Raw genomic sequence first — 23,230 nt, 5'->3', positions numbered from 1 at the left:
TCTGGGTCGGTTCAGATGTTTACGTCAACATCGTGGGCGCCACTCTAACATGTTGACGTCAACACAGCGCAACTCCGATGTGAGAAAGTGGAGCCATGACCGAGCCCATCGCCGACACCCCGCCCGCTACGGCGACCCGCAAGCGCGGCCCCTCGCTGGGCGATGTGGCGGCGCACGCGGGGGTGTCCACCCAGACGGTGTCGCGTGTCGCGAACGGGCTCACGAATGTGGAGGAGACCACGCGGCAGCGCGTCCTCACCTCGATGCAGGCGCTCGGCTACCGCCCCAACCGGGCCGCCCGCGCGCTTCGCTCGGGTCAGTTCCGCAACATCGGCGTGATGATGTTCACGCTCTCCTCGTACGGCAACATGCGCACCCTGGATGCGATCGCTGTCTCGGCGGCGAAGGCCGGCTACTCGATCACCGTAGTCCCGGTCGAACGGCCGACCCAGCAGGATGTCAGCGCCGCCTTCTCCCGCCTGCTCGAGCAGGCCGTCGACGGGATCATCGTCGTGCTCGAGGCGCACATCGCCGATCGGTCGGACGTCGAGCTGCCGTCGGGCCTCTCCGTCGTCGTGGTCGACTCCACCGAGCGGCGAGACTACCCGCAGGTGGACACCGACCAGGCCGAGGGCGCGCGCCAGGCGACCGAGCACCTGCTCGGCCTGGGCCACTCCACCGTCTGGCACATCTCCGGTCCCGCCGAGTCGTACTCGGCGGCCCGTCGAGAGGAGTCCTGGCGGCGGACGCTCGAGCAGGCCGGCGCGCCGGTCCCGGAGGTGTTCCGCGGCGACTGGTCGACGGCGGCCGGCTATCGCCACGGCCAGGAGATCGCATCCCGTCCCGAGATCACGGCGGTCTTCGCGGCGAACGACCAGATGGCGCTCGGCGTGCTCCGCGCCCTCCACGAGGCCGGTCGCCGCGTGCCCGAGGACGTCAGCGTGGTCGGCTTCGACGACATGGCGGAGTCCGACTCCTTCTGGCCGCCGCTCACCACGGTCCACCAGGAGTTCGAAGCGATCGGGCGCCGCGCCCTGGAGCTCCTGATCGCCGAGATCGAGGCGCGCCCGGAGCCCGTCCGCTCGTCGGTCATGTCGACACGGCTGGTCGTGCGTGCGAGCACCGCGCCGCCGGCGGAGTAGCGCAATCGGTTCTTGACGCGCGTCCCGGCCGGAGAGTTAGATGTCGCCCGTCAGCGACCATGGGGAGGTCGGGGGAATGGCGACGACGGATGTGAAGCAGCCGCAGCAGGCGCCTGCGGTGAAGCTCTCGATGCTGACGATGACCGGCATGGTCGTCGGCTCGATGGTCGGCGCGGGCGTGTTCTCGCTTCCGCGCCGGTTCGCGCAGGAGACGGGGGTCGCGGGCTCGCTGATCGCGTGGACCATCGCCGGCCTCGGGATGCTGATGCTCGCGTTCGTCTTCCAGATGCTCGCCGTCCGCAAGCCGCAGCTCGACGCCGGCGTCTACGCGTACGCGAAGGAGGGGTTCGGGCAGTACCTCGGCTTCTTCTCGGCGATCGGCTATTGGGCCAGCGCCGCCATGGGGCTGGTCTTCTACTGGGTCTTCATCATGTCGACGGTCGGCGCCGTGATCCCGGCCCTGGGCGACGGCGACAGCCTCGTCGCGATCGCCGTGTCATCGGTCGGCCTGTGGGCGTTCTTCTTCCTCATCCGGCGCGGGATCCGCGAGGCTGCGGTCATCAACCGCATCGTCACGGTGGCCAAAATCGTGCCGATCGTCGTGTTCATCCTGCTCGCGCTCTTCGCGCTCAAGCCGCAGGTCTTCGCGGAGAACTGGGCGGGAGCCGACTACGCCGGCTCGCTCTTCGACCAGGTGACCGGGACGATGCTGGTCACCGTCTTCGTGTTCCTCGGCGTCGAGGGAGCGAGCGTCTACTCCCGGCACGCGAAGCGACGGTCGGATGTGGGACGCGCGACCATCCTCGGCTTCCTCAGCGTCTTCGCGATCTTCGCGTCGGTCACGATCGTGTCGTACGGGGTGCTGCCGATGGGCGAGATCGCCCAGCTGCGCCAGCCGTCGATGGCCGGCGTGCTCGCGGCGGCGGTCGGTCCCTGGGGCGCCTGGTTCGTGAGCATCGGCCTCATCGTCTCGGTGCTCGGCGCCTACCTCGCCTGGTCGCTGATGGCCGCCGAGGTGCTGTTCGTCGCCGCGAAGGACCAGGACATGCCGCGGTTCCTGTCGCGCTCGAACAGCGCGGACGTCCCGGTTCCGGCACTGCTGGTGACGGCCATCTTCGTGCAGGCGGTGCTCATCATCACCTACTTCTCGCAGGACGCCTTCAACCTCGCGCTCGACCTGACGAGCGCCCTGACACTCATCCCGTTCTTCTTCGTCGCGGCCTACGCGCTGAAGCTCGTGCTCACACGCGACACGTATCGTGATCAGCCGAGCGGCCGCGGGCGGGACCTGACGGTGGCGATCCTGGCGACCGTCTACACCCTGTACCTCATCTTCGCGGCCGGGCTGAAGTTCGTCCTCGTCTCGTTCGTCATCTACGCGCCGGCGACCATCCTCTTCGCTATGGCCCGCCGCGAGCAGGGACGGCGCGTGTTCTCCGGGCGCGAGGTCGTCATCCTGGTCATCTCCCTTGTCGGAGCCGCGGCGGCCATCCTCGCTCTCGCCCTCGGCTGGATCGTCCTGTGAGCGAGGGGCGGGAGGAATCATGACGGACACGCCAGGCGCGCAAGGCTACGGCGTCCACTCGGAGGTCGGTCGGCTGAGGAAGGTGCTGGTCTGCTCGCCCGGGCTCGCCCACCATCGGCTGACGCCCGGCAACGCGGACGACCTGCTCTTCGACGACGTGATGTGGGTGGACAACGCCATCCGCGACCACGCCGCCTTCGTCGCCGACCTGCGGTCGAACGACGTGGAGGTCGTGGAGCTGCACGAGCTCCTTGCGGAGACGGTCGCGGACCCGGATGCGCGCGCCTGGCTGCTCGACCGCAAGATCGTGCCCGGCGAGGTCGGGCTCGGTCTGGTGGAGGGCACCCGCGCGTACCTGGAGTCCCTGGCGCCCTCGGAGCTGGCCCGCTACCTGATCGGCGGCCTCGCGACCTCGGACCTGCCGGAGGACTACCGGACCGACTATGTCGCGCTGGCCCGCGAGTCCACCGGCGTGCGCGAGTACCTGATGCCGCCGCTGCCGAACACGCTCTACACGCGGGACACCACCTGCTGGATCTACGGCGGCGTGACCCTCAACCCGCTGTACTGGCCCGCGCGCCACGACGAGACGCTGCTGATGAAGGCGGTGTACGGCTTCCACCCCGACTTCCGCGACGCGACCGTCTGGTGGGGAGACCCTGAGGCCGACTGGGGACAGGCGACCCTGGAGGGCGGCGACGTCATGCCCGTCGGCAACGGCGTCGTGCTGATCGGGATGAGCGAGCGCACCTCCCGGCACGCCATCACGCAGGTTGCCGCGGCGCTCTTCGAGCAGGGCGCAGCATCCCGGGTGGTCGTCGCCGGGATGCCCAAGCTGCGGTCGGCGATGCACCTCGACACGGTGTTCACGTTCGCGGACCGGGACGTCGTCACGCTGTACCCGAAGATCATGGACGACGTCCACACCTTCACCCTGCTGCCCGACGACGCGCCTCCCGGCGTGCGGGTGGTGGATGAGGGCTCGCGCACGTTCGTCGAGGTGGTCGCCGAGGCCCTGGGCCTCCCGGCGCTGCGCGTGATCGAGACGGCCGGCGACAACTACGAGTCGGAGCGCCAGCAGTGGGACAGCGGCAACAACGCGGTCGCCCTGCGCCCCGGCGTGGTCTACGCCTACGACCGCAACACGTCGACGAACGCGCTGCTGCGCCAGGCGGGCATCGAGGTCATCCCGATCGTCGGAGCCGAGCTCGGCCGCGGCCGCGGCGGCGGGCACTGCATGACGTGCCCTATCGTGCGGGATGCGGTGGAGTTCTGACCCGGGGGCGAAGTACGCCCCGCCGAAACGAGGGCCGCTGGTCCGTCGTCAAGTGCGCTCGGACATCTGCACGCACAATGCTCGGTCGTGGTCCTCTTTCGATAGTGTGACGGCCATGGACGAAGAAGTGCTTGCTTACTTGAACGGCCGTACCGGAGCCGATGAGGCCGCGAAGGTCACGACATATCGGGTGTACATCCACAATCGCGAAGTAGCGGTAGAGGTCTACGACCACGGTCCCCAAGCCGGCGACCTGAGATACAGCGCGGCTGCTTATCTGGCGGATCTGCCCGAGGTTGACCGTCACACAGCAAGTCGCGGCTTCAGCCTAGGCAATCCAGAGCCCCGGCTGCGCGATGCATTGTCAAACGTCCACTGGTGGGAGTTCGATAACCTAACGGATTGACGCTTGGGCACGAAGGTGCGGATACGCCCTTGGAAGGGTCGTGCTGACCTACCGGCCTGGCGTGGCTTCTGTAGGCCGTCCAGTCGTCGTGTGGCAACACCGCTGCCGTTCAGTGATCCAGGGACTCTGGGCTGATGACTCTGTGCTGAACAGCACGTGGTTGAGGAGGCTCCATGGCCCGATAAACGGTCACTGCTGCGCGATCCGGCGCACGTTGTGTCCTCCGGACGGTCGGAGCATGGCGCGCTGCGAGTGAAGTAGTCGACACTACGGCAACTCGCTCAGCGGCCTCACTGAGACGAACAGCTGGTTGGGTTGGCGCCCGGTGGCTTTGGGGCGATAGGCGGTTGGGACTGTCGGTGCATTGTCCGAAATGTATGCCACCGTCTCAAGTAGCATCGCGCCAGTACGTGCTACCTGCGACACTCCCTTGCCTGAGCCCGCGGAGAACCCGACCCAATGACATCCGCCAGCGCGAATTGCTTCTAGCTCTTCGGGCTTCCCGAGTTGTGATCGGTCGATCGTCAGGAAGACATCCACGGCGCGCGCCCGCATCTCATGGAACAGCGGTACGTCCTTCATGCCCGCGAGCCCGGTGCCCTGATAATCAAGGAATTCATGCTGGGCGAAGACCTGACGAAGCGGCTCGAGCACGCGCGGACTTACGCACTCATCTAGGTAGAATCTCACGCCGCGTGCGGCTCTCTTAGACTGCGCGCGAATTCAAGTGCCGACATAGCGGCTTCAGTGGACACCTCGGGGTAGTAATAGCCCACCTGATCCGCAGAGACCGATCCGTCATCGATCAGGTCGGCGACGGCATCGAATGGGACCCGGGTGCCTTCTATTGTTGGCCACCCGCCAAGTCGTTCGGGTTCCACTTGAAGATGCTTACCTGGACGCCTTAGGTCAACCACCCGCTCCCCCGCGATGTTCTCGAATTCTGACAGCACGTCCTCGAAGTTGGCGATGAGTATCTGCCCGGGATGCCTGACCAAATCCACTGGCTTTGAGTCGTCTCTTTGAAGGACGATGGTCCCGCCTTCACGGGCAAGCCGATATGCAGACGGATGCTCGAACATGTCCAGGGCGTGGAGCGAATTGAGAGCCTTGCGGATCTGCTGAAGGGAGGCTTCCTGTCGGAGCCTTGCGAAGGCTCTGAGGGCCGCGATGTCACGGAATGAATAAAGCAGAGGGCGGCCGCTGGAGCGCACCTCAGGCACCAGAATGTTGGTCCGTCGCCAGTGCGCTAGCTGGCTGCGGGTCGCTCCGCTGAGCTTGCCGGCGAGCGGTACAGGAAACGCCATCGTCCCCCTCCTTGGCCTGCGTTGATCTGATGATAGCGACTCGGGCTGCCCAGGGTTTCTGCCCTGTGCTCGTGTCTAACCCCGCGCATGTCTCAGACGGAGGGGCACGCCTTCGTGTCTCCCCGCGAGACGTGGCCATTGGGACTCGAGCTTCGCCGGGCCGCCACCGGCGTATCGCCCGGGTAGCGTCCCGCTCGCTCGTTCGGGTGGGCGCAAAGTCGTGCCTGGGCCACGAGTAGCCACCGATACGATTCGGTCATGCTTGCAGCCATCGACTGCTCGCCGCACGCCGTTGCTTGCGAGCTCTCACGAATCGCAGGTCTGCTCGCCGACCAGAGCCCCAGTTGGTTTGACTGGCTTCAGTTCGGGCTCACCCTGTTGTCCCTCTTAGCCACGCTCGGCGTGGGGGCCGCTGCTGTGTTTGTTGCTGCAAAAGCGCACCAACTGAGCCGCGAGATGCGCAAGGAGGCCGCTGACGCCAAGGAGTTGCAGGAACGCGGGGCTTTCCAGTCGAAACTTGTTCCCGCTGTGCAGGCCGTCGCCACGGCGGCTGTTAGCGACCCGCCCGAACCCGCCGCGCAGACAGAAGCCGTAAAGGCGGTCACGCTGCTTCTTGCCGATCCGTATGCGGCGACGCATCCGCTGGCTCGACGGCTGGGCATGGAGGTCAAAGAATTGATGGATCTCACGGAGCAGTGGGGCGTCGAGCAATCGCGAATCTCAGCGGGAATCGTTGGTGGACAGATCCTGGTGCGCGGCGCCAAGTGGGTTGCAGACCCCGACGAGTATGCCGCCCTGCTTGAGTCGGAGTCTGCGGCCGACACCGGACAGCAAGTTGGGACCGTCGTGCCGACCCCTGATTGAGTATCAACAGGCGCCCCTCAGAACCACGGAGACATGGCTCGGAGCGCCGCGTGAGCGACGTGAAGGCACTTCGATAACATCGCTTTCGCGACAATCTGGGATCACCGGGCGTCGATCGCGAGAATAGCTGCATTCGTAGTCGGGCTAGCTGCTTCCGAGCTACCTACTTCTGATCGCTCCGCGCTCACACACGGGGCTGAGAGAACGTCTCTGGACAAGCAAAAGCCCCGCTGTTTCGGTGTTTAACCTTTTCGGCGGGGCTTTTCTACTGTCTCAACCAGTCCTGTGTGCCTGAAGCACGATGCTCGACAAGCACAGTGCGCCACGAGGGATTCGAACCCCCAACCTTCTGATCCGTAGTCAGATGCTCTATCCGTTGAGCTAGTGGCGCATGGCCCGCAAGCAGGCCGGATACGAGCTTACATGACCGCATCCAAGACCGCCAATTGACGGCAGAGCGCGACCTGGCGGTAGGACGTCTCGATCAGCTCCGAGGTCTCCGACCAGTCCGACGCGTCCCGGTCCAGGTCGATCGCGAGCCAACCGCTCGGGCCCCAGTACTTCGGCACGAACACCCGCGGGTCCTGGCGCCACGCGGGCGCCTCCGCGGGGTCGGGGCGGAAGACGAGCGTGTCCGGGCGGCTCATCGCCGCGCCGAGCACCGCGAACGCACGCCCGCTCTCGCCGGCTTTCCAGGACGGACGGCCGTGGTTCACCGTCTCGACGGCCTCGGGCAGGCGCAGCGCGAGGGCGCGGATGCGGTCCACCAGCGGGTCGCCCTCCTCGAACAGCAATGGGTGGTCGCTCATCTGAACACCTCATCCAGGAAGCACACCATCGCCCGCCAGCTGCGCGCGTCGGCCACCGGCCGGTAGCGGTCGGTGCCCGGGATCGTGAAGGCATGTGGTGCGCCCGAGTAGGTGGTGATCTGCCAGTCCACGTGCGGTGCTCCGCGCAGCTCCTGCTCGAACGCGACCACCGCCTCGTCGGGGACCACGGGGTCGGCGCCGCCAGTGAGCACCAGGAGGGATGCGGCGATCTGGCCGGCGTCCGACGGGTCGTGGGCGATCAGGCCGCCGTGGAACGACACCGTGCCGCGGAGAGGCGCGCCGGTCCGCGCGAACTCGAGGGCCGCCGTCCCGCCGAAGCAATAGCCGATCACCGCGAGTCGCGCAGGGTCGACGGCGGGATGCTGCTGCAGCCAGCTGAACGCCGCCGCCACCCGCGAGCGCAGCAGCGGCAGATCGCGGTAGTACTTGCCGGCCTCGGCTGGGGCGTCGTCGCCGGTGGGCCGCACGCCCGCGCCGTACAGGTCGGCGGCGAAGGCGACGTAGCCGAGCCGCGCGAGCATCTGGGCGCGCATCCGCACGTTGTCGCCGACGCCGTGCCAGTCGTGGAGGACCAGCACCGCCGGCCGGCGCTCGTCGGCCTGCACATCCCGCGACAGGTAGCCCTCCAGCGGCACCCCCTCGTGCTCATATGACACCGTCTCGGCCTCGATGACGGCGTGCTCCCCGATCGGGACGCGCTCCAGCAGCGTCTGGAAGGCGGGGGCGAGAGCGGGCGACGGGGTGTCGAGCGACAAGGTGGGACTCCAGGATCGTCACGTCGCACGGACGGCGGGCGCCGCCGGCGGCCTGGCGTGCTGTGGCTGGTCGCGGAACGCGCGGGAGCCCTCGGGTGCGGGTCGGGATCCCACGCTTTTCACCCTACCCCGGTTCCGCCCGCGGGCCGCGGACGTACGATGGGCGCATGGCCACCGAGTTCAGCGATCAGACGGATGCCGGCCGCTACGCGATGCACGTCGACGGCGAGCTGGTGGGGGTGCTCGACTACAGCATCCTGGGCGACTCCATCTCGCTGACCCGCGCCTTCACCGTGCCGCATCACCGCGGGAAGGGCTACGCCGCGCAGCTGGTGGAGTACGCGGTCGACGACATCGAGAAGAACGGGTCGCGGCACGTCGTGCCCATGTGCTGGTACGTCGCCGACTGGTTCGAGGCGCACCCCGAGCGGTCCGCGCTGCTGCAGCGCCGCGCCGGCTGATCGCGGCATGAGCGGACCGGCCGCCGGAGAGCCCGCCCGGCTCGTCGCACGCGTCTCGCGGTTCGGCGACGCGACCGCGATGGTGCTGGCGCGCGAGGCGATCCGCCCGCCGCGCGGCAACGAGGGCGTCGTGCGCGTGACGCACGCCTCGCTCGGATCGACGGATGTGCTGGCCCGGCGCGGCGGCTATGTGCTGCATCCGTCGCCCGGCTTCATCGGCGGCTACGACTTCGTCGGCGAGCTGCTGACCGAGTCCGCGGTATCGGTGGCGCTGGGCCTGCGCGAGGGTGCGACGGTCGTCGGCGTGCTGCCCGGGATGGGCGCGCACGCGACCTTCGTGACCGTTGCGCCGACGCTGCTGGTGGCGCTCCCGGAGGGGATGGACCCGGCTGCGGCGGCCGTCCTGCCGCTCGACGGGGTGACCGCGGCGCACGCGCTGGAGCTGGCGCGCTCGCCGCGTCGGGTGCTCGTGCAGGGCGCGTCCGGCGCCGTCGGCTCGCTCGCCGCGCAGCTGGCATTGCGCGACGGTCTTACGGTCGTCGGCACCGCCTCGGCGCGCACGGCCGACCGCGCGCGGGCGCTCGGCATCCCGGTCGTCGACCACACTGCCCCGGACTGGCCGGATCGCGTGGTCCAGGCGGCCGGCGGCCCTGTGGACGCGGTGATCGACCACACCGGTACGGACCGCGTCCGCGATGCGCTCGCGCCGGGCGGTGTCGTGGTCCGTACCGCCTTCACCGGCCGCCCGGGCCACGAGCGCGCCGATTCCCTCCGTGGCGGGCTCGGCGCAGCCGGCCACCGCTGGGAGCGCGTCTGCAGCGCCCCGCTCTACGTCGCGACGCGCCGCAACGCGTACCGGCGGATGCTGTCGGGCCTGCTCGCCGCCGCGGCGTCGGGCGAGCTGACGACGGCCGAGCCGCGTATCCACCCGTTCGACCAGCTCTGGGAGGCGCACCGCGCCGCAGAGGCGGCGGAACCCGGCACGAAGGTCGTGCTCGCCGTCGGCTGACGTCAGAAGACGAACATCTGCCCCAGGACCACCACGGCGATGATGAACAGCACCACGATCGTGACCATGACGATCACGGCCCTCCCCGAGAGGCGGGCGATGCCGAAGCCGACCAGGAACGGCAGGGCGAGGCAGCCCAGGGCGAGCACCCACCAGAAGGCTGCAAATCCGCCGGCCGACGCCGACTCCAGTCTTCCGCCGAACAGCCGCTGCGTCTGCGGATGCGTCGCGAACGCGATGCACGCCGACAGCGGATAGGCGATCAGCACCGCGGTGATGAGCCCGGCGAACGCGCCCCACAGCCCGCGCTTGTCGCCCAGCTGCAGCGTCTCCTCCTGGTGCGGCCCCTGCCGGCTCTTGGTGCTCATGGCGCACAGCATAGCCAGCGGCCGGAGGCCCGGGAATCCACCAAAAACCGCCGGAGGCGCGCGGCCCAGCGGGGGTCAGAAGTCGTCGACGGAGCCGATGACCACCGGGACGCACTCGGTGAACCGGTACCGGATGAGCTCCGGCCACAGCGTCGAGTCGCAGAGGTCGAACACGTCCACGACGGCCGCACCGCCGATATGTGACGGCAACCGCAACTCGAAGGGCGGCTCGCTGGTGCGCTCGAACTCGATCTCGTATGCGACGTCGTCGCGCTCGAGCACGGCGAGAACGGTGTCCATGGTCGCCTCCTCCCGGTTCCGCGGATGCTGTACGCACAGCGATACGCCCTCCGGCGGCGATGGCAAGCCCTGGTGCGCCCCCGCATCCTGGGTGGGTTCTCCCAGCGACAATGTGGCACTAGGTGCCATAATCACCTCACGAACACCCGAACGAGGAGGGACGACGATGACCGATCCGAAACCGCTGACCGCGCACAGCACCATCGGCGAATGGCTGGAGCACCCGAAAGGAGCGCCGCTGATCCACGGATTCCTGGCGCAGGCCGGAGTCGGCGAGGAGATGCTGGCGCCGGTGCGCGGTCTCCCGCTGCAGCAGCTCGTGGCGATGAGTCAGGGACAGCTACCGCAGTCCGTGGTCGACGAGCTGGTGCTCCAGGCCAACGACGGTGTGATGCCGGAGGACGTGGAGACCGGCTGGGTCGAGAGGGTCACGCCGGGGCGCTTCGACGGCCGAACGGTGATCGTCACCGGTGCCGCGTCGGGCATCGGGCGCGCCACCGCGTCCCGCATCGCCCGCGAAGGCGGACGTGTGGTGGCCGTCGACGTCTCGGCCGACCGCCTCGCCGAGTTCGCATCCTCCCTGCCGGACGGCACGGTCGTGACCGTGGTCGGCGACATCACGAAGCAGGAGGACATCGACGCCATCGTCGCGGCCGCGGGCGACCGCATCGACGGGCTGGCGAACGTCGCGGGCGTCAACGACGACTTCTCACCGGCGCACGAGACCTCCGACGCCGTCTGGGACCGCACGATCGGGATCAACCTGACCGGCGGCTTCAAGCTGACGCGCGCGGTGCTTCCGGCGATGCTGGAGGCGGGCCGCGGCTCGATCGTCAACGTCGCGTCGGAAGCGGGGCTCCGCGGCAACGCGTCCGGCACCGCGTACACGGTGTCGAAGCACGGCGTCGTCGGCCTCACCCGCAGCACGGCGTTCATGTACGGCCCGCAGGGAATCCGTGTCAACGCCGTCGCGCCGGGCGGCGTGGCGACGGGCATCCCGATGCCGGCCAAGCCGTCGGAAGCGGGGACAGCACGCCTGACGCCGTTCCAGCAGCAGATCCCGACCATCGCGACGGCGGAGCAACTGGCCGCCTCCATCACCTTCCTGCTCAGCGACGACGGCGTGAACATCAACGGCGCCGTGCTGCCGAGCGACGGCGGCTGGTCGGTGCAGTAACCCGGCGGGCGGGAGGTCAGCGTTCCGAGCGCTTGGCCCGGATGACGTACGCCGCCCCGGCCGCGAGCGCTGCCGCGAGCAGGACGCGGCCGGCCTTGCGGCGCCTCCCGCCCCATCCACCGCTCACGGTGTGCGGCTCACCCGACGGCGTGTAGAGGTTGCCGGTCGTGTCCGCCGCCGGCTTCCCGAGCTGGAGCGCCTGCGTCTGCCTCGCGAGGGCCGCTTCGACGGCGACGGGACGCCGCTTGTGCTGACGCACGAGCACCTTGCCCGGGCCGGTGACCGTGCGCTCGGGCTTTCCCGGGCGCTTCCACGCCGCGAGGATCACGTCGACCACGTCGGAAGCCGGGTACACCGGCGGCAGCGCCCTCAGCTCCTGGCCGGTCACGTTGGCCGAGTGGTGGAAGATCGGGGTGTCGAGCGTCGGCGGCAACACGGTCACCACATGCACCGGCGACTTCGCGAGCGACAGTTCAGCGCGGAGGCTCCGGCCCAGCGCGATGACCGCCGCCTTCGACATCGAGTAGGCGGCCGCGTACGCCTGCGGCACCTCGCCCAGGATGGACGCGACGTTGACGATGAGCCCGGACCGCTGCCGCATCATGGCCCGCAGCGCGCTGCGCACGCCGTTCGCGTACCCGGTGATGTCGACCTGAAGGACGCGCTCGAAGTCGGCGGGCGGCTGCTCCCAGAAGGTGCCGTAGGCGGTGACGGCGGCGGCGTTGATCCACAGGTCGACCCGTCCGTTGCGGGCGATGGCGGTGTCGACGGCCCGGTCGGTGGTCGCGCGGTCGCTGGTGTCGCCGGCGACCGTTGCGACGTCGCGCGCCCCGAGGGCGGTCGCTTCGCGGGCGACCTCGTCCAAGGCGGAGGCGCCGCGGGCGACCAGCACCAGCCTCGCGTGCCGCTTCGCGAACGCCTGCGCGGTGGCGCGGCCGAGACCGCTGGAAGCTCCGGTGATGACGACGACGGGGGATGCGTTCATGGGCGCGACCCTACGCGCGCACCTCCCGAGTGAAAAGGGATTGCCGAGCGCTCCTCGCGAGCCGACGATGCGTGCACCACCAGAAGAGGAGAACGCCATGACCGCCACCGACAGCGAACAGGAGTTCCGGCGCGCGAAGCGGCCGCGTTCCGTGATCGCGGGACCCTACGGCCACCCGTTCCACGCGACCGTCGTGACCATCCCGATCGGCGCATGGACGGCCGCCGTCGTGTTCGACATCGCGGCCCTGCTCGGCGCCGCCCCGGGAGCTCTCGCCACGGGTGCGCTGTGGCTCGTGGTGATCGGCGTCATCGGTGCCCTGATCGCCGCGGTGCTGGGTCTGATGGACTTCTCCCAGCTGCCGGAGCGGACGAAGGTGCGCCGCACCGCGGTCTGGCACCTCGCCTTCAACTCGACCGCGATCGTGCTCTTCATCGTGAGTGCGCTCGTGCGCCTCCCAAAACCGGACGAGCCCAGCGTCGGCGGGTTCATCCTCGCGCTGATCGGCATCCTCGTCGTCGGTGTCTCCGGGGCCCTCGGCGGCGAGCTCGCCTACCGCCACGGCGTCCGCGTGGCCGACGAGGCGGATCAGGAGCGCGCATACACCCGATGACGTCGAGCACGCACAGCCCGAGCGGCTACGGTGGCCGCATGTCCCGCATTTCAGAGGTCGCCCGCGACTCCTTCGGCTGGCCGGAGCTGCGTCCGCGGCTCGCCGAGGCGATGGAGGTGCTGCTCGACGGCGGCGACGTCCTCGCGATCATGCCGACCGGGTACGGCAAGTCGTCGCTGTACCAGGTGACCGGCACGATCCTCGGCGGGGTCACCATCGTGGTCTCGCCGCTGATCTCGCTGCAGGAGGATCAGGTCCGCGCCCTCGGAGAGGCGAAGGACGTCCCGCGCGCCTTCGCCATCAACTCCTCGGCCGGACAGCGGGAGCGGGAGCGCGATTGGGAGGCGCTTGAGTCCGGCGAGCCGGGGTTCGCGTTCCTCGCACCGGAGCAGCTGGCCAATCCGGAGGTGCGCGAACGCCTCCGCGGCCTCGACGTCTCGTTGTTCGCCGTCGATGAGGCGCACTGCGTCTCCGCGTGGGGCCACGACTTCCGCCCGGACTACCTCCTGCTCGGCGACGTGATCGAAGAGCTCGGGCATCCCCCGGTCGTGGCCATGACCGCGACCGGCGCGCCGCCCGTGCGGGCCGAGATCGCGGAACGGCTCGGGATGCGCCGCCCGCGTCTGTTCGCGACCGGGTTCGACCGCCCCAACCTGCGGCTCGAGGTGCGCCGGTACGAGGACGACGCGGAGAAGCGGGCGGCCGTGCTGGCGCACGTCGGCGAGCTGGAGGGATCGGGGCTCGTCTACACCGCCACCCGGAAGGACGCCGAGCAGTACGCCGAACAGCTCGAGGCGGAGCACATCCCCGCAGCGGCATATCACGCAGGACTGCGGCGCGCCGAGCGCGACGAGGTGTACGAGCGGTTCATGGACGACCGCGCGCGGGTGGTCACCGCGACCAGTGCGTTCGGCATGGGCATCGACAAACACGACGTGCGGTTCGTCATCCACGCGTCGGTCACCGACTCGCTCGACAGCTACTACCAGGAGGCGGGCCGCGCCGGTCGTGACGGCGAGCCCGCGGTCGTGACGCTGCACTACCGGCCCGAGGATTTCGCGCTGACCAAGTTCTTCTCCGGAGGCGGGCCAGACGAGGATGAACTGGCCAGCGTGTTCGCCGCCGTCAGAGCACACCGGGGTCTGAGCCGGGCAGAGCTCGCGGAGACCACCGGCATCAGCGTCCGCTCGTTGGGTCGGCTGCTCGGGCTCCTGCGCGACGCGAACGTGCTGACCGGCTCGGACGACGAGCTGCGCGCGGAGGATGTGAGGCCCGGCCAAGCCGCATCCCGAGCCGTCTCCGAGGCGGAGGCGCGCCAGCGGATCGAGCACTCCCGATCGCAGCTCATGCAGGAGTATGCCGAGACGGGCATGTGCCGTCGGCAGTTCCTGCTCGGCTACTTCGGGGAGGAGCTTCCGGAACCGTGCGGCAACTGCGACACCTGCACGTCCGGGAGCGCCTACCGCTGGGCCGAGGAGCATGACGCGGCGGGGGAGGACCCGTTCCCGCTCGCGGCGCGCGTGCGCCACGAGAGCTGGGGCGACGGCGTCGTGATGCACACCGAGGCCGACCGGCTGACGGTGTTCTTCGATGAGGCCGGGTACAAGGTCCTATCGCTGGCCGCTGTGCGCGACGGCGGATTGCTGGAGGTGGTCGGCGCAGCGGCGTAGGGCCGGTGCGTCAGCTGCGTCCGATCGCGCGCGCCGACGCCACCGCCGCCTCCACGCCGTCCCGCCACGGCTCCCCGTGGCCCGGCAGGATGGTGCGGGCGCCGGTGGCGAGGATCGTGTCCAGCGTCCGGAGCGCCATCGCCGAGTCCGCTGTCGCGGCCCCCGCGATGATCTGCGCGCCCGGAATCCCCTTGTACGGGTCGAGTGTGACGATCGCGTCCCCGCTGAGCAGCGTCTCGCGGTCGCGCAGCAGCAGAGCGCAGTGCCCGAACGTGTGCCCAGGGGTGAAGACGACCTCCGGGCGGCCGGGCAGGTCGAGCATCCCATCACCGGGCAGCTCGGACACATCCTCGACACCCTTGACGCTCAGCGCACCGGCCCTCAGCATCCCGCCCACCGCACCGAGTGACCGGGGATAGAGGAAGGGATAGACGAACGGCGTGTGCTCCCGCTTGTACCGGTAGGGATGCGCGGCTAGCCGGCGGTCCTCCGCGTGGACGAACACCGGGACTCCCAGCTCCTTGATCGCCCGCTCCGCGAAACCGACATGGTCGAAGTGGCCGTGGGTCAGCACGATGCCCTGCAGGTCGCGCATCCGCAGGCCGACCTCGTGGGCCGCATGCACCAGCGGACCCCAGGTCTTCGGGAACGCCGCATCGACGAGCGTCCAGGCGTCGCCGTCGGCGAGGAGGTAGCAGTTCGTGAAGGCGTGCTCCACGCGATGAACGCCCGGCACGACCTGCGGGGTCAGGCGCGGCGCGCCCTTCCGGTGGCCGGGGGCGAGGGGGATCGTGGCCGTCATAGTGCCGTCGTACGCGCGCGGGCGAGGCCGGCGGAGGGGTTGACAGGGGAGGCGGAATCGTCGCCCACCCCTAAGCTGTTCCGCGGGAAAGGGGAATCGTATGGGCGCGATCGCTGTGCACGAGTTCGTCTCGCTGGACGGTGTCTTCGAGGATCCGTCGTGGACGGCCGAGTTCGGCTTCGATCCGGAGATGGGCGAGACCATCGGGCGCATCACACGGCAGTCCGGCGCGATCCTCCTCGGGCGGCGCACGTTCGAGATGTTCGCTCCCGCCTGGTCTCAGCGCACCGCCGCCGACGACCCTGGGGCCCCGTTCTTCAACGACAGCCCGAAGGCCGTCGTCAGCTCGTCGCTCGACGACGAGACGGCGGAGCGCACCTGGTCCAACTCGCGGTCGCTCGGCGCGTACGACGCCGACCGCATCCGTGAGTTCGCCGATGAGTACGAGGGCGTCTACGTCAGCGGCTCCGGCTCGCTCGTGCGGTCGCTGCTCGGCGACGGACTGCTCGGGTCGCTGCACCTGTTCGTCTATCCCGTCGTCCGCGGCACAGGCGCCCGCCTGTTCCCCGACGGCAGCGCCCCGGCGAAGCTGCGGCTGCGCCACCACGACGCCTACGACAACGGCGTCCTCCACCTGCACTACACCGCCGCCTGACGCCGCCTCCGCACCGCGTCACGATTGAGGTCGCCAGCCGTCCTCATTAACGAATAGCGTCGGTGGTGCCGAGGATGATCGGCACCACACCCACCCACAGCACACCGGGAACCACTGTGACTCTGCTTCGTCTTTCACTCCGCTTCGTGCGCCCGTACTGGCGCGCGGTGACCGGGGTCGTGATCCTCCAGTTGATCGCGACCATGGCCGCCCTCTACCTGCCGACGCTCAACGCCGACATCATCGACAAGGGCGTCGTCACGGGCGACACCGACTTCATCTGGCGCACCGGCGGCATGATGCTGATCGTCTGCTTCGTGCAGGTGATCGCCGCCGTCACCGCCACCTACTTCGGTGCCCGCGCCTCGATGTCGGCCGGCGCCGACATCCGGCGCTCCTTCTACCGCAAGGTGGACGCGCTGCCGTCCCTCGACCTCGCCCGCTGGGGCACCCCGACGCTCATCACGCGCAACACGAACGACGTGCAGCAGGTCCAGATGCTGCTGCTGATGACGTTCAACTTCATGGTGTCCACCCCGATCATGTGCATCGCCGGCATCATCTTCGCGGTGCGCGTCGACGCGGGCCTGTCCTGGCTGATCTGGGTGTCGGTCGCCGTGCTGTTCATCGTGGTCGGCATCCTGGTGACCCTCCTGCTCCCCATGTTCCGGGTCATGCAGGAGCGGATCGACGGGGTGAACGGCGTGATCCGCGAGCAGATCGTGGGCATCCGCGTGATCCGCGCGTTCGTCCGCGAGAAGTTCGAGACGCAGCGGTACGACGATGCGAACGCCGCGCTCACCCGCATCTCGGTCAAGGTCGGCAACGTCTTCGTCTTGATGTTCCCGATCATCATGCTGATCCTCAACGCGGCGACGGTCGCCGTGCTGTGGTTCGGCGGTCACCGGGTCGACCAGGGCGACATCCAGATCGGCGCGCTGACCGCGTTCCTGCAGTACCTGCTGCAGATCCTCGTCGCGGTCATGATGGGCGTCTTCATGGCGATGATGATCCCGCGCGCGATGGTCTGCGCCGAGCGCATCGACGAAGTGCTGAGCGCGGTGCCGAGCTCGACGGCCGAGGGTGCCGGGGCGTCGGCGCTGCCGGTGGATGGCCGCGTCGAGGTGCAGGATGTGACGTTCGGCTACCCGGGCGCCGAGAAGCCGGTCCTGAGCGACGTGTCGTTCACGGCCGAGGCCGGAAAGGTGACGGCGATCGTGGGGTCGACCGGCTCGGGCAAGACGACGCTCGTGTCCGTCATCGCGAACCTGTTCACGCCGCAGAAGGGCCGCGTCCGCATCGGCGGCGTGCCGGTGGACGAGCTCGACCGGAAGCAGGTCGCCGGCGTGCTGGGCCTCGTCCCGCAGCGTCCGTACCTCTTCTCCGGGACGATCGCCTCCAACCTGCGCTTCGGCCGACCCGACGCGACCGACGAGGAGCTGTGGGAGGCGCTGCGCGTGGCCCAGGCGGAGGACTTCGTCCGCGCCAAGGACCGCGACCTGAACGAGCGCATCGCCCAGGGCGGTACGAACGTCTCCGGCGGACAGCGCCAGCGGCTGTGCATCGCCCGGGCGCTCGTCGCCCGCCCGAAGGTGTTCCTCTTCGACGACTCGTTCTCGGCACTCGATGTGGCGACCGACGCCCGATTGAGACGCGCGCTGGCCGACTCCACAGGGGATGCGGCGGTGATCGTCGTCGCTCAGCGGGTCTCGACGATCCGCGAGGCCGACACCATCATCGTCATGGACGACGGCCGGGTCGTCGGACAGGGCACGCACGACGAACTGCTCGAGTCGAACGAGACCTACCGCGAAATCGTCGAGTCGCAGCTGAGCCTGGAGGTGGCCTGAGATGGCGCGCACCACGGAACGCAAGGAGCGCGGCGGACGCCCGCAGCCGGGGCAGGAGCCGACGGCGAAGGACATCGTCCTCGATGAGCTCGAAGAAGAGTACGACTTCACGCCCGGCGAGGGCGACGGCGACATGTTCGGCGGCGCTCCGGCCAAGAAGGCGGAGAACTTCTGGCCGTCGTTCAAGCGACTGATGAGCCTGCTCAAGCCGGAATGGCTCGGGATGGCGTGGGTCACGCTGCTCACGGTCGTGTCGGTCGTGCTCGTCGTCATCGCGCCGAAGATCCTCGGTGATGCAACCAACGTCATCTTCCAGGGCGTGGTCGTCACCAAGCAGGGCGTCGACTTCGTGGAGCTCGGCCGGCTGCTGACGATCGTGCTCGCCTTCTACCTCGTCGCGTCGCTGCTGCAGTGGTGGCAGGGCTACCTCCTCAACGCGCTCGTGATGCGGGTGATCTACGGCCTGCGCAAGGACGTCGAAGCGAAGCTCAACCGCCTTCCGCTGAGCTACTTCGACACGCGCCAGCGCGGCGACCTCATGTCGCGCGTCACGAACGACGTCGACAACATCCAGACGGCGCTCCAGCAGGCGTTCTCGCAGCTGATCCAGTCGGTGCTGATGGTCGTCGGGATCGGCATCGCGATGTTCATCGTCTCCTGGCAGCTCGCGCTCATCGCCCTGATCTCGATCCCGCTGTCGGGCGTCATCGCGGGCGTGATCGGTTCGCGGTCGCAGAAGCTGTTCCGGACGCAGTGGGCGTCGACCGGCGCGCTCAACGGCCACATCGAGGAGTCTTACTCCGGGCTCGAGCTGGTCCGGGCGTTCGGCCGTGACGAGGTCATGCTGGCTGAGTTCGACAGCCGCAACTCGACCCTGCGAGGCGCCCAGGTCGGGGCACAGTTCGTGTCCGGCAGCATCATGCCGTCGATGAACTTCGTCTCCTACCTCTCCTATGTGCTGATCGCGGTCATCGGTGCGCTCATGGTCACCGGCGGGAGCCTCACGCTCGGTGCCGCGCAGGCGTTCATCCAGTACTCGCGCGAGTTCTCGCAGCCGATCGGACAGATCGCGGGCATGGCCAACATGCTGCAGTCGGGTGTCGCGTCGGCGGAGCGGACGTTCGAGTTCCTGGACTCCGAGGAGCAGACGCCGGACACGGCGACCGAGCACCTTCCCGAGCGTGCCGACGGCCGCGTCGAACTCGACCACGTCGACTTCTCGTACGACCCCGAGACGGAGCTCATCCAGGACCTCTCCCTCAAGGTGCAGCCGGGAAGCACCGTCGCCATCGTCGGACCGACCGGCGCCGGCAAGACGACGCTGGTCAACCTGATCATGCGGTTCTACGAGCTGAGCGGCGGCACCATCCGCCTGGACGGCATCGACACCACCCACCTGTCGCGCGCCGAACTGCGCGGCCAGGTGGGGATGGTGCTGCAGGACGCCTGGCTGTTCTCGGGCACGATCCGCGAGAACATCCGCTACGGCCGTCTCGACGCGACCGACGATGAGGTGATCGCCGCGGCCAAGGCCACGATGGTGGACCGCTTCGTGCGGCAGCTGCCGGACGGCTACGACACCGTCATCGACGCCGAAGGGGGCAACGTGTCGGCCGGCGAGCGGCAGCTGATCACCATCGCGCGCGCCTTCATCGCCAACCCGTCGCTGCTCATCCTCGACGAGGCGACCTCCTCGGTCGACACGCGCACCGAGCTGCTGGTGCAGCATGCGATGGCCGCCCTGCGGACCGACCGCACGTCGTTCGTCATCGCGCACCGGCTCTCCACGATCCGGGATGCGCACACCATCCTGGTGATGGAGCACGGACGCATCGTCGAGCAGGGGGATCACGCGACGCTGCTCGAGCGGCGCGGCGCGTACTACGACCTCTACATGACCCAGTTCCGCGGCGACGACGCGGAATCGGAGGAGGCACGCGAGGAGCAGGAGCAGGCGGAAGTCGCGGCACCGTAAGCGCCGACGAGGTAGTGCGCGAGCCGCTAGCGGGGTTGGGCGGCCCGCGCACCGCAACCCATACAACGGCGGCGGCGCAAGCGCGTCACGCGCTTGACGCCGCCGCCGCTGCGTGCGGCTAGAACAGCCGTTCCAGCCGGGCGGGGCCCTACCGCTTCACGATCTTGGCGACCGTCCGCACCGCGACGATTCCCGCCAGCACCCAGGGCCCGGCCACGATGATCGGGTCGAGCCAGGTGTGCCGGACGTCCGCGCGGTTCTGACCGAAGCGCGACGAGAGCGGATGGTGTCCCGCCTCCGAGAGCACTCCCGACTCGGTGATCGGGTCGTCGGGCCGGCGGCTGGCGAGCGACTTCACGTGCGAGCTGATCGCATCCACCCGATCGCCGACCACCAAGAGCAGCCAATGGGCGGTCTGGCCCTCGCTGTACCGGTCGTAGGCGAAGCGCCGGATGGCGCCAGAGACGCCGTGCAGGGGCTGGGCCGTTCCGAAGACCGGCGGCATCGTGGTGTGCTCGACCGAGCGCTCCCGTTTGCCGACCGGCTCCTGGCGCGGCGGGAACGTCCAGTGCGCACCGGTCGACTCCGGCTCGACGCTTTCGCGCGGATGCGAGGGGCGATCAGCGGGGTCGCTGTCCACGCCCCAGCCCGGGATGCGCTGGCGCAGGGCCTCGGGGTCGTACTTCTTCGTGTGGTCATCGGCCACGTATGGCATGGTGCTCTCCTCCCTAGGCCGCGCTCGGAACGACGAGCGGCTTGATGATGCCGTCGAGCTTGTTCGAGAACAGGTGGTACCCGTCCTGGATGTGCTCGAGCGGGATGCGGTGTGTGACGAGTTCGGACGGCTTCAGGTAGCCGTTGCGGACGTGCTCGAACAGCCGCGGCCACTGCCGCTTCACCGGGCACTGGTTGGTGTTGATCCGGAGGCCCTTGTTCATCGCGTCCCCGAACTTGACCGCGCTGAACAGCGGCCCGTAGGCGCCCATCACCGAGATGGTCCCGCCCTTACGGACCGAGTCGATCGCCCAGTTGAGCGCGACCGGCGAACCGCCCTGGAGCTTCAGCTTGGATGCGGTGATGTGCTGGAGGACCGCCCCGTCCGCCTCCGCGCCGACGGCGTCGATCACTCGGTCGGCGCCGAGCCCGTCCGTCAGGTACTTCACCTTGCGCACGATGTCGCCGACCTCGACGAAGTTGTACGTCTCCGCCTGCGCGAACTCCTGCGCCTTCTGAAGGCGGTAGTTCATGTGGTCGACGACGATCACGCGTCCCGCGCCCATCAGCCAGGAGGACTTCGCCGCGTAGAGTCCGACCGGCCCCGATCCGAACACGACGACCGTGTCGCCCTCCTCGATCTCGGCGAGCTGGGCGCCGAAGTACCCGGTCGGGCACGCATCGGTGAGCGTGACGGCGTCGTCGTCCGACATCCAGTCCGGGATGATCGTCGGCCCGACGTCCGCGAACGGGACTCGGACGTACTCCGCCTGGCCGCCGTCGTACCCGCCCGTGGTGTGCGAATAGCCGTAGATGCCGCCGACCGCCGTGGCGTTCGGGTTGACGTTGTGGCAGTTCGAGTAGAGCCCGCGGACGCAGAAGTAGCAGCTGCCGCAGAAGATGTTGAACGGCACCATCACCCGGTCGCCCACCTTCAGGTTCTGGACGTCCGAGCCCACCTCATCCACCACCCCGATGAACTCGTGGCCGAACGTGTGGCCGATCCGGGTGTCCGGCATCATGCCGTGATACAGGTGCAGGTCGGATCCGCAGATCGCGGCCAGGGTCACCCGGACGATGGCATCGCCCGGATGCTCGATCTTCGGCCGGTCCTTCTCTTCCGCGCGGACCTTGTACGGTCCGCGGTATGTCATCGCCAGCATGAGGCTCCTCTCCGAATGGGATGGACCTCAGTGGATGCCGCCCGCGAGGTCGCGTCGAGGAGTTGACACGCTCGAGTCCCGGTGTACCCCCGGGCCCTTACACCGTTTCCCTAGGCAAGTGAACGAGTTGCCCTCCGAGCTGCGGCGGTCGTACAACGGGAGCATGACGAAGGATGCGCGCGCCACGCTGCCGCCCGGCCCCGAATTCAAGTACGGCGGGTACACCGTCCAGCTGGAGCCGGAGCACGGCCGCACCGGCCGCTGGCGGGTCGTGGACGACGAGAACTACTACGGACTGATCACCGCGTCCGACCCGATCAACGGCGACCCGGAGGTCCACTTCGCGGCGCACTTCCCGGGCGAGGAGGAGATCCCGCCGATGAAGATCGTCCCGTTCTGGACGTCGGCGGTCGAGTTCCTGCTGGATGCGGGGGAGGGCGAGCCGCTGTGGGGCCTGCCCGAGGACCGCACGGCGCCGCATCCGATCATCGCCGACGACCTTCCGTCGTCGGATGCGTCGCCGAGTGCCGACGCGTCCGCGTCCGCTACGACTCCCGACGCGTCGGAGAATGTTGACGCGTCGGAGAAATCCGACGTATCCTGACGGGGTGTCCACCGACGTCTTCAGTGTGCTGGCCAACCCGGTCCGACGCGACATCCTGACCGCGCTCCTCGAGCGTCCGCACACCGTCACCGAGCTCGCCGAGGGGCGTGCGATCGGCCGGCCGGCCGTGTCCGAGCACCTGCAGGTGCTGGTGCGGTCGGGACTGGTGCGCGACGAGCGGCGCGGTCAGCATCGCGTCTACCACCTGGAGGCCGAGCGGCTGCGGGAGGTCGACGACTGGCTGCATCCGTTCGAGCACTACTGGCGCGGGCGGATGCGCGCACTGCGCGACCTGCTCGACACCGACGCGGTCGGGCCGGACACGACATCCACCGACGAAGGACGATCATGACCGACACCACCGCCCCCGCCATCGAGTGCGACGAGTTCCTGCCCCATCCACCCGCCGCCGTCTGGCGAGCCATGACCGATCCGGACCTCATCGCGCGCTGGTGGGCTCCGGGCGACGTGCGCGCCGAGGTGGGCCACCGCTTCACGCTCGACATGGGCGACTGGGGTGCCCAGCGCTGCGAGGTGCTGGAGGTGCAGCCCGAGCGCCTGCTGCGCTACAGCTTCGGCGAGGGCGTGATCGACACGACCATCACGTGGACGCTGGTGCCCGAGGGATCCGGCACGCGCCTGTTCCTGCGGCACGAGGGATTCGACCTCGACTCGCCGCTCGGCCGCACGGCCCTGGAGGGCATGGGCCGCGGCTGGCCGGGAGTGGTCGCCGCCGTCGGCCGCGTGCTCGGCGAGTGAGACGGCAGGAGGCCCGGAAC

26 protein-coding genes and 1 tRNA gene are annotated in these 23,230 nt (G+C 69.0%); 16 read left to right on the top strand and 11 right to left on the bottom strand.

What is annotated here, in order from left to right:
• Window positions 1-95: 95 nt before the first annotated feature.
• From ACRAWB_RS11740 to ACRAWB_RS11725, 4 genes are all read left to right on the top strand, one after another.
• Window positions 96-1,142, top strand: a complete 1,047-nt coding sequence (locus tag ACRAWB_RS11740) for a LacI family DNA-binding transcriptional regulator (protein WP_431353491.1) — start codon at window positions 96-98, stop codon at window positions 1,140-1,142.
• 40 nt (window positions 1,143-1,182) lie between these two features.
• Window positions 1,183-2,667, top strand: a complete 1,485-nt coding sequence (locus tag ACRAWB_RS11735) for a basic amino acid/polyamine antiporter (protein WP_431353490.1) — start codon at window positions 1,183-1,185, stop codon at window positions 2,665-2,667.
• A 19-nt stretch (window positions 2,668-2,686) separates the two neighbouring features.
• Window positions 2,687-3,943, top strand: a complete 1,257-nt coding sequence (locus ACRAWB_RS11730; RefSeq protein ID WP_431353489.1) for an arginine deiminase — start codon at window positions 2,687-2,689, stop codon at window positions 3,941-3,943.
• Window positions 3,944-4,058: 115 nt separating this feature from the next.
• Window positions 4,059-4,349, top strand: coding sequence for a hypothetical protein (locus ACRAWB_RS11725; RefSeq protein WP_431353488.1), 291 nt, complete (start codon window positions 4,059-4,061; stop codon window positions 4,347-4,349).
• A gap of 267 nt (window positions 4,350-4,616) precedes the next feature.
• Here ACRAWB_RS11725 and ACRAWB_RS11720 read toward each other — a convergent pair whose 3' ends face one another.
• Together ACRAWB_RS11720 and ACRAWB_RS11715 are read right to left on the bottom strand one after the other, a co-directional pair.
• Complete coding sequence (locus tag ACRAWB_RS11720) at window positions 4,617-5,003, bottom strand: hypothetical protein (protein ID WP_431353487.1); 387 nt, start codon at window positions 5,001-5,003, stop codon at window positions 4,617-4,619.
• A 32-nt stretch (window positions 5,004-5,035) separates the two neighbouring features.
• Window positions 5,036-5,656, bottom strand: coding sequence for a DUF433 domain-containing protein (locus tag ACRAWB_RS11715; RefSeq protein ID WP_431353486.1), 621 nt, complete (start codon window positions 5,654-5,656; stop codon window positions 5,036-5,038).
• 258 nt (window positions 5,657-5,914) lie between these two features.
• Between ACRAWB_RS11715 and ACRAWB_RS11710 the strand changes: the two genes are divergently transcribed.
• The gene (locus ACRAWB_RS11710) at window positions 5,915-6,520 is read left to right on the top strand and encodes a hypothetical protein (RefSeq protein WP_431353485.1); all 606 of its coding nucleotides are present in this window, start codon (window positions 5,915-5,917) and stop codon (window positions 6,518-6,520) included.
• Window positions 6,521-6,838: 318 nt separating this feature from the next.
• Here the strand turns inward: ACRAWB_RS11710 and ACRAWB_RS11705 are convergent.
• The 3 genes from ACRAWB_RS11705 to ACRAWB_RS11695 form a co-directional block, all read right to left on the bottom strand.
• Window positions 6,839-6,911 (bottom strand) — tRNA-Arg (locus ACRAWB_RS11705).
• Between the two features lie 28 nt (window positions 6,912-6,939).
• The gene (locus ACRAWB_RS11700; protein ID WP_431353484.1) at window positions 6,940-7,329 is read right to left on the bottom strand and encodes an MmcQ/YjbR family DNA-binding protein; all 390 of its coding nucleotides are present in this window, start codon (window positions 7,327-7,329) and stop codon (window positions 6,940-6,942) included.
• Complete coding sequence (locus ACRAWB_RS11695; RefSeq protein WP_431353483.1) at window positions 7,326-8,105, bottom strand: dienelactone hydrolase family protein; 780 nt, start codon at window positions 8,103-8,105, stop codon at window positions 7,326-7,328. The genes ACRAWB_RS11700 and ACRAWB_RS11695 overlap by 4 nt, the downstream gene beginning before the upstream one ends.
• 167 nt (window positions 8,106-8,272) lie before the next feature.
• Between ACRAWB_RS11695 and ACRAWB_RS11690 the strand changes: the two genes are divergently transcribed.
• Window positions 8,273-8,566 carry a GNAT family N-acetyltransferase gene (locus ACRAWB_RS11690; protein WP_431353482.1) on the top strand — a complete coding sequence of 98 codons (294 nt, stop codon included), beginning with the start codon at window positions 8,273-8,275 and terminating at the stop codon, window positions 8,564-8,566.
• A gap of 7 nt (window positions 8,567-8,573) precedes the next feature.
• Window positions 8,574-9,575: a quinone oxidoreductase family protein gene (locus tag ACRAWB_RS11685; protein WP_431353481.1), complete on the top strand. Its 1,002-nt coding sequence runs from the start codon at window positions 8,574-8,576 to the stop codon at window positions 9,573-9,575.
• 2 nt (window positions 9,576-9,577) lie between these two features.
• Here the strand turns inward: ACRAWB_RS11685 and ACRAWB_RS11680 are convergent, their stop codons facing one another.
• Together ACRAWB_RS11680 and ACRAWB_RS11675 are read right to left on the bottom strand one after the other, a co-directional pair.
• Window positions 9,578-9,943, bottom strand: coding sequence for a hypothetical protein (locus tag ACRAWB_RS11680; RefSeq protein WP_431353480.1), 366 nt, complete (start codon window positions 9,941-9,943; stop codon window positions 9,578-9,580).
• 75 nt (window positions 9,944-10,018) lie between these two features.
• Entirely contained in the window at window positions 10,019-10,243 is a 225-nt protein-coding gene (locus tag ACRAWB_RS11675) for a hypothetical protein (RefSeq protein WP_363806774.1), read from the bottom strand.
• Between the two features lie 166 nt (window positions 10,244-10,409).
• Here ACRAWB_RS11675 and ACRAWB_RS11670 point away from each other — a divergent pair, with 166 nt between their 5' ends.
• Window positions 10,410-11,420 carry an SDR family NAD(P)-dependent oxidoreductase gene (locus ACRAWB_RS11670; protein ID WP_431353479.1) on the top strand — a complete coding sequence of 337 codons (1,011 nt, stop codon included), beginning with the start codon at window positions 10,410-10,412 and terminating at the stop codon, window positions 11,418-11,420.
• Window positions 11,421-11,436: 16 nt separating this feature from the next.
• On the opposite strand, the gene ACRAWB_RS11665 is transcribed toward ACRAWB_RS11670, so the two are convergent.
• Complete coding sequence (locus tag ACRAWB_RS11665; RefSeq protein ID WP_431353478.1) at window positions 11,437-12,405, bottom strand: SDR family NAD(P)-dependent oxidoreductase; 969 nt, start codon at window positions 12,403-12,405, stop codon at window positions 11,437-11,439.
• A 97-nt stretch (window positions 12,406-12,502) separates the two neighbouring features.
• Here ACRAWB_RS11665 and ACRAWB_RS11660 point away from each other — a divergent pair, with 97 nt between their 5' ends.
• On the top strand, window positions 12,503-13,018 hold the full coding sequence (locus tag ACRAWB_RS11660; RefSeq protein WP_431353477.1) for a DUF2231 domain-containing protein: 516 nt from the start codon (window positions 12,503-12,505) through the stop codon (window positions 13,016-13,018).
• A 38-nt stretch (window positions 13,019-13,056) separates the two neighbouring features.
• Complete coding sequence (locus tag ACRAWB_RS11655; protein WP_431353476.1) at window positions 13,057-14,688, top strand: RecQ family ATP-dependent DNA helicase; 1,632 nt, start codon at window positions 13,057-13,059, stop codon at window positions 14,686-14,688.
• 10 nt (window positions 14,689-14,698) lie between these two features.
• On the opposite strand, the gene ACRAWB_RS11650 is transcribed toward ACRAWB_RS11655, so the two are convergent.
• On the bottom strand, window positions 14,699-15,490 hold the full coding sequence (locus ACRAWB_RS11650) for an MBL fold metallo-hydrolase (RefSeq protein ID WP_431353475.1): 792 nt from the start codon (window positions 15,488-15,490) through the stop codon (window positions 14,699-14,701).
• A 100-nt stretch (window positions 15,491-15,590) separates the two neighbouring features.
• Here ACRAWB_RS11650 and ACRAWB_RS11645 point away from each other — a divergent pair, with 100 nt between their 5' ends.
• The 3 genes from ACRAWB_RS11645 (at window position 15,591) to ACRAWB_RS11635 (ending at window position 19,970) form a co-directional block, all read left to right on the top strand.
• The gene (locus tag ACRAWB_RS11645; RefSeq protein WP_431353474.1) at window positions 15,591-16,145 is read left to right on the top strand and encodes a dihydrofolate reductase family protein; all 555 of its coding nucleotides are present in this window, start codon (window positions 15,591-15,593) and stop codon (window positions 16,143-16,145) included.
• A 116-nt stretch (window positions 16,146-16,261) separates the two neighbouring features.
• Window positions 16,262-17,995: an ABC transporter ATP-binding protein gene (locus ACRAWB_RS11640; protein WP_431353473.1), complete on the top strand. Its 1,734-nt coding sequence runs from the start codon at window positions 16,262-16,264 to the stop codon at window positions 17,993-17,995.
• 1 nt (window position 17,996) lies between these two features.
• Window positions 17,997-19,970: an ABC transporter ATP-binding protein gene (locus tag ACRAWB_RS11635; RefSeq protein ID WP_431353472.1), complete on the top strand. Its 1,974-nt coding sequence runs from the start codon at window positions 17,997-17,999 to the stop codon at window positions 19,968-19,970.
• Window positions 19,971-20,118: 148 nt separating this feature from the next.
• On the opposite strand, the gene ACRAWB_RS11630 is transcribed toward ACRAWB_RS11635, so the two are convergent.
• Together ACRAWB_RS11630 and ACRAWB_RS11625 are read right to left on the bottom strand one after the other, a co-directional pair.
• Window positions 20,119-20,685, bottom strand: coding sequence for a hypothetical protein (locus tag ACRAWB_RS11630; RefSeq protein WP_431353471.1), 567 nt, complete (start codon window positions 20,683-20,685; stop codon window positions 20,119-20,121).
• A 13-nt stretch (window positions 20,686-20,698) separates the two neighbouring features.
• Window positions 20,699-21,847, bottom strand: a complete 1,149-nt coding sequence (locus ACRAWB_RS11625; RefSeq protein WP_431353470.1) for a zinc-dependent alcohol dehydrogenase — start codon at window positions 21,845-21,847, stop codon at window positions 20,699-20,701.
• A 118-nt stretch (window positions 21,848-21,965) separates the two neighbouring features.
• Between ACRAWB_RS11625 and ACRAWB_RS11620 the strand changes: the two genes are divergently transcribed.
• From ACRAWB_RS11620 to ACRAWB_RS11610, 3 genes are read left to right on the top strand one after another with little or no spacing between them, the layout of a single operon-like run.
• A complete protein-coding gene (locus tag ACRAWB_RS11620) occupies window positions 21,966-22,451 on the top strand; it encodes a hypothetical protein (protein ID WP_431353469.1) in 486 nt (161 codons plus the stop codon).
• Between the two features lie 4 nt (window positions 22,452-22,455).
• Entirely contained in the window at window positions 22,456-22,803 is a 348-nt protein-coding gene (locus ACRAWB_RS11615; RefSeq protein WP_431353468.1) for an ArsR/SmtB family transcription factor, read from the top strand.
• The gene (locus tag ACRAWB_RS11610) at window positions 22,800-23,210 is read left to right on the top strand and encodes an SRPBCC family protein (RefSeq protein ID WP_431353467.1); all 411 of its coding nucleotides are present in this window, start codon (window positions 22,800-22,802) and stop codon (window positions 23,208-23,210) included. The genes ACRAWB_RS11615 and ACRAWB_RS11610 overlap by 4 nt, the downstream gene beginning before the upstream one ends.
• Window positions 23,211-23,230 lie beyond the last annotated feature (20 nt).

The sequence above is a fragment of the Leifsonia poae genome (assembly GCF_050632865.1).
GTDB lineage: Bacteria > Actinomycetota > Actinomycetes > Actinomycetales > Microbacteriaceae > Leifsonia > Leifsonia poae_B.
This window is presented reverse-complemented; position numbering and strand designations above follow the sequence as displayed.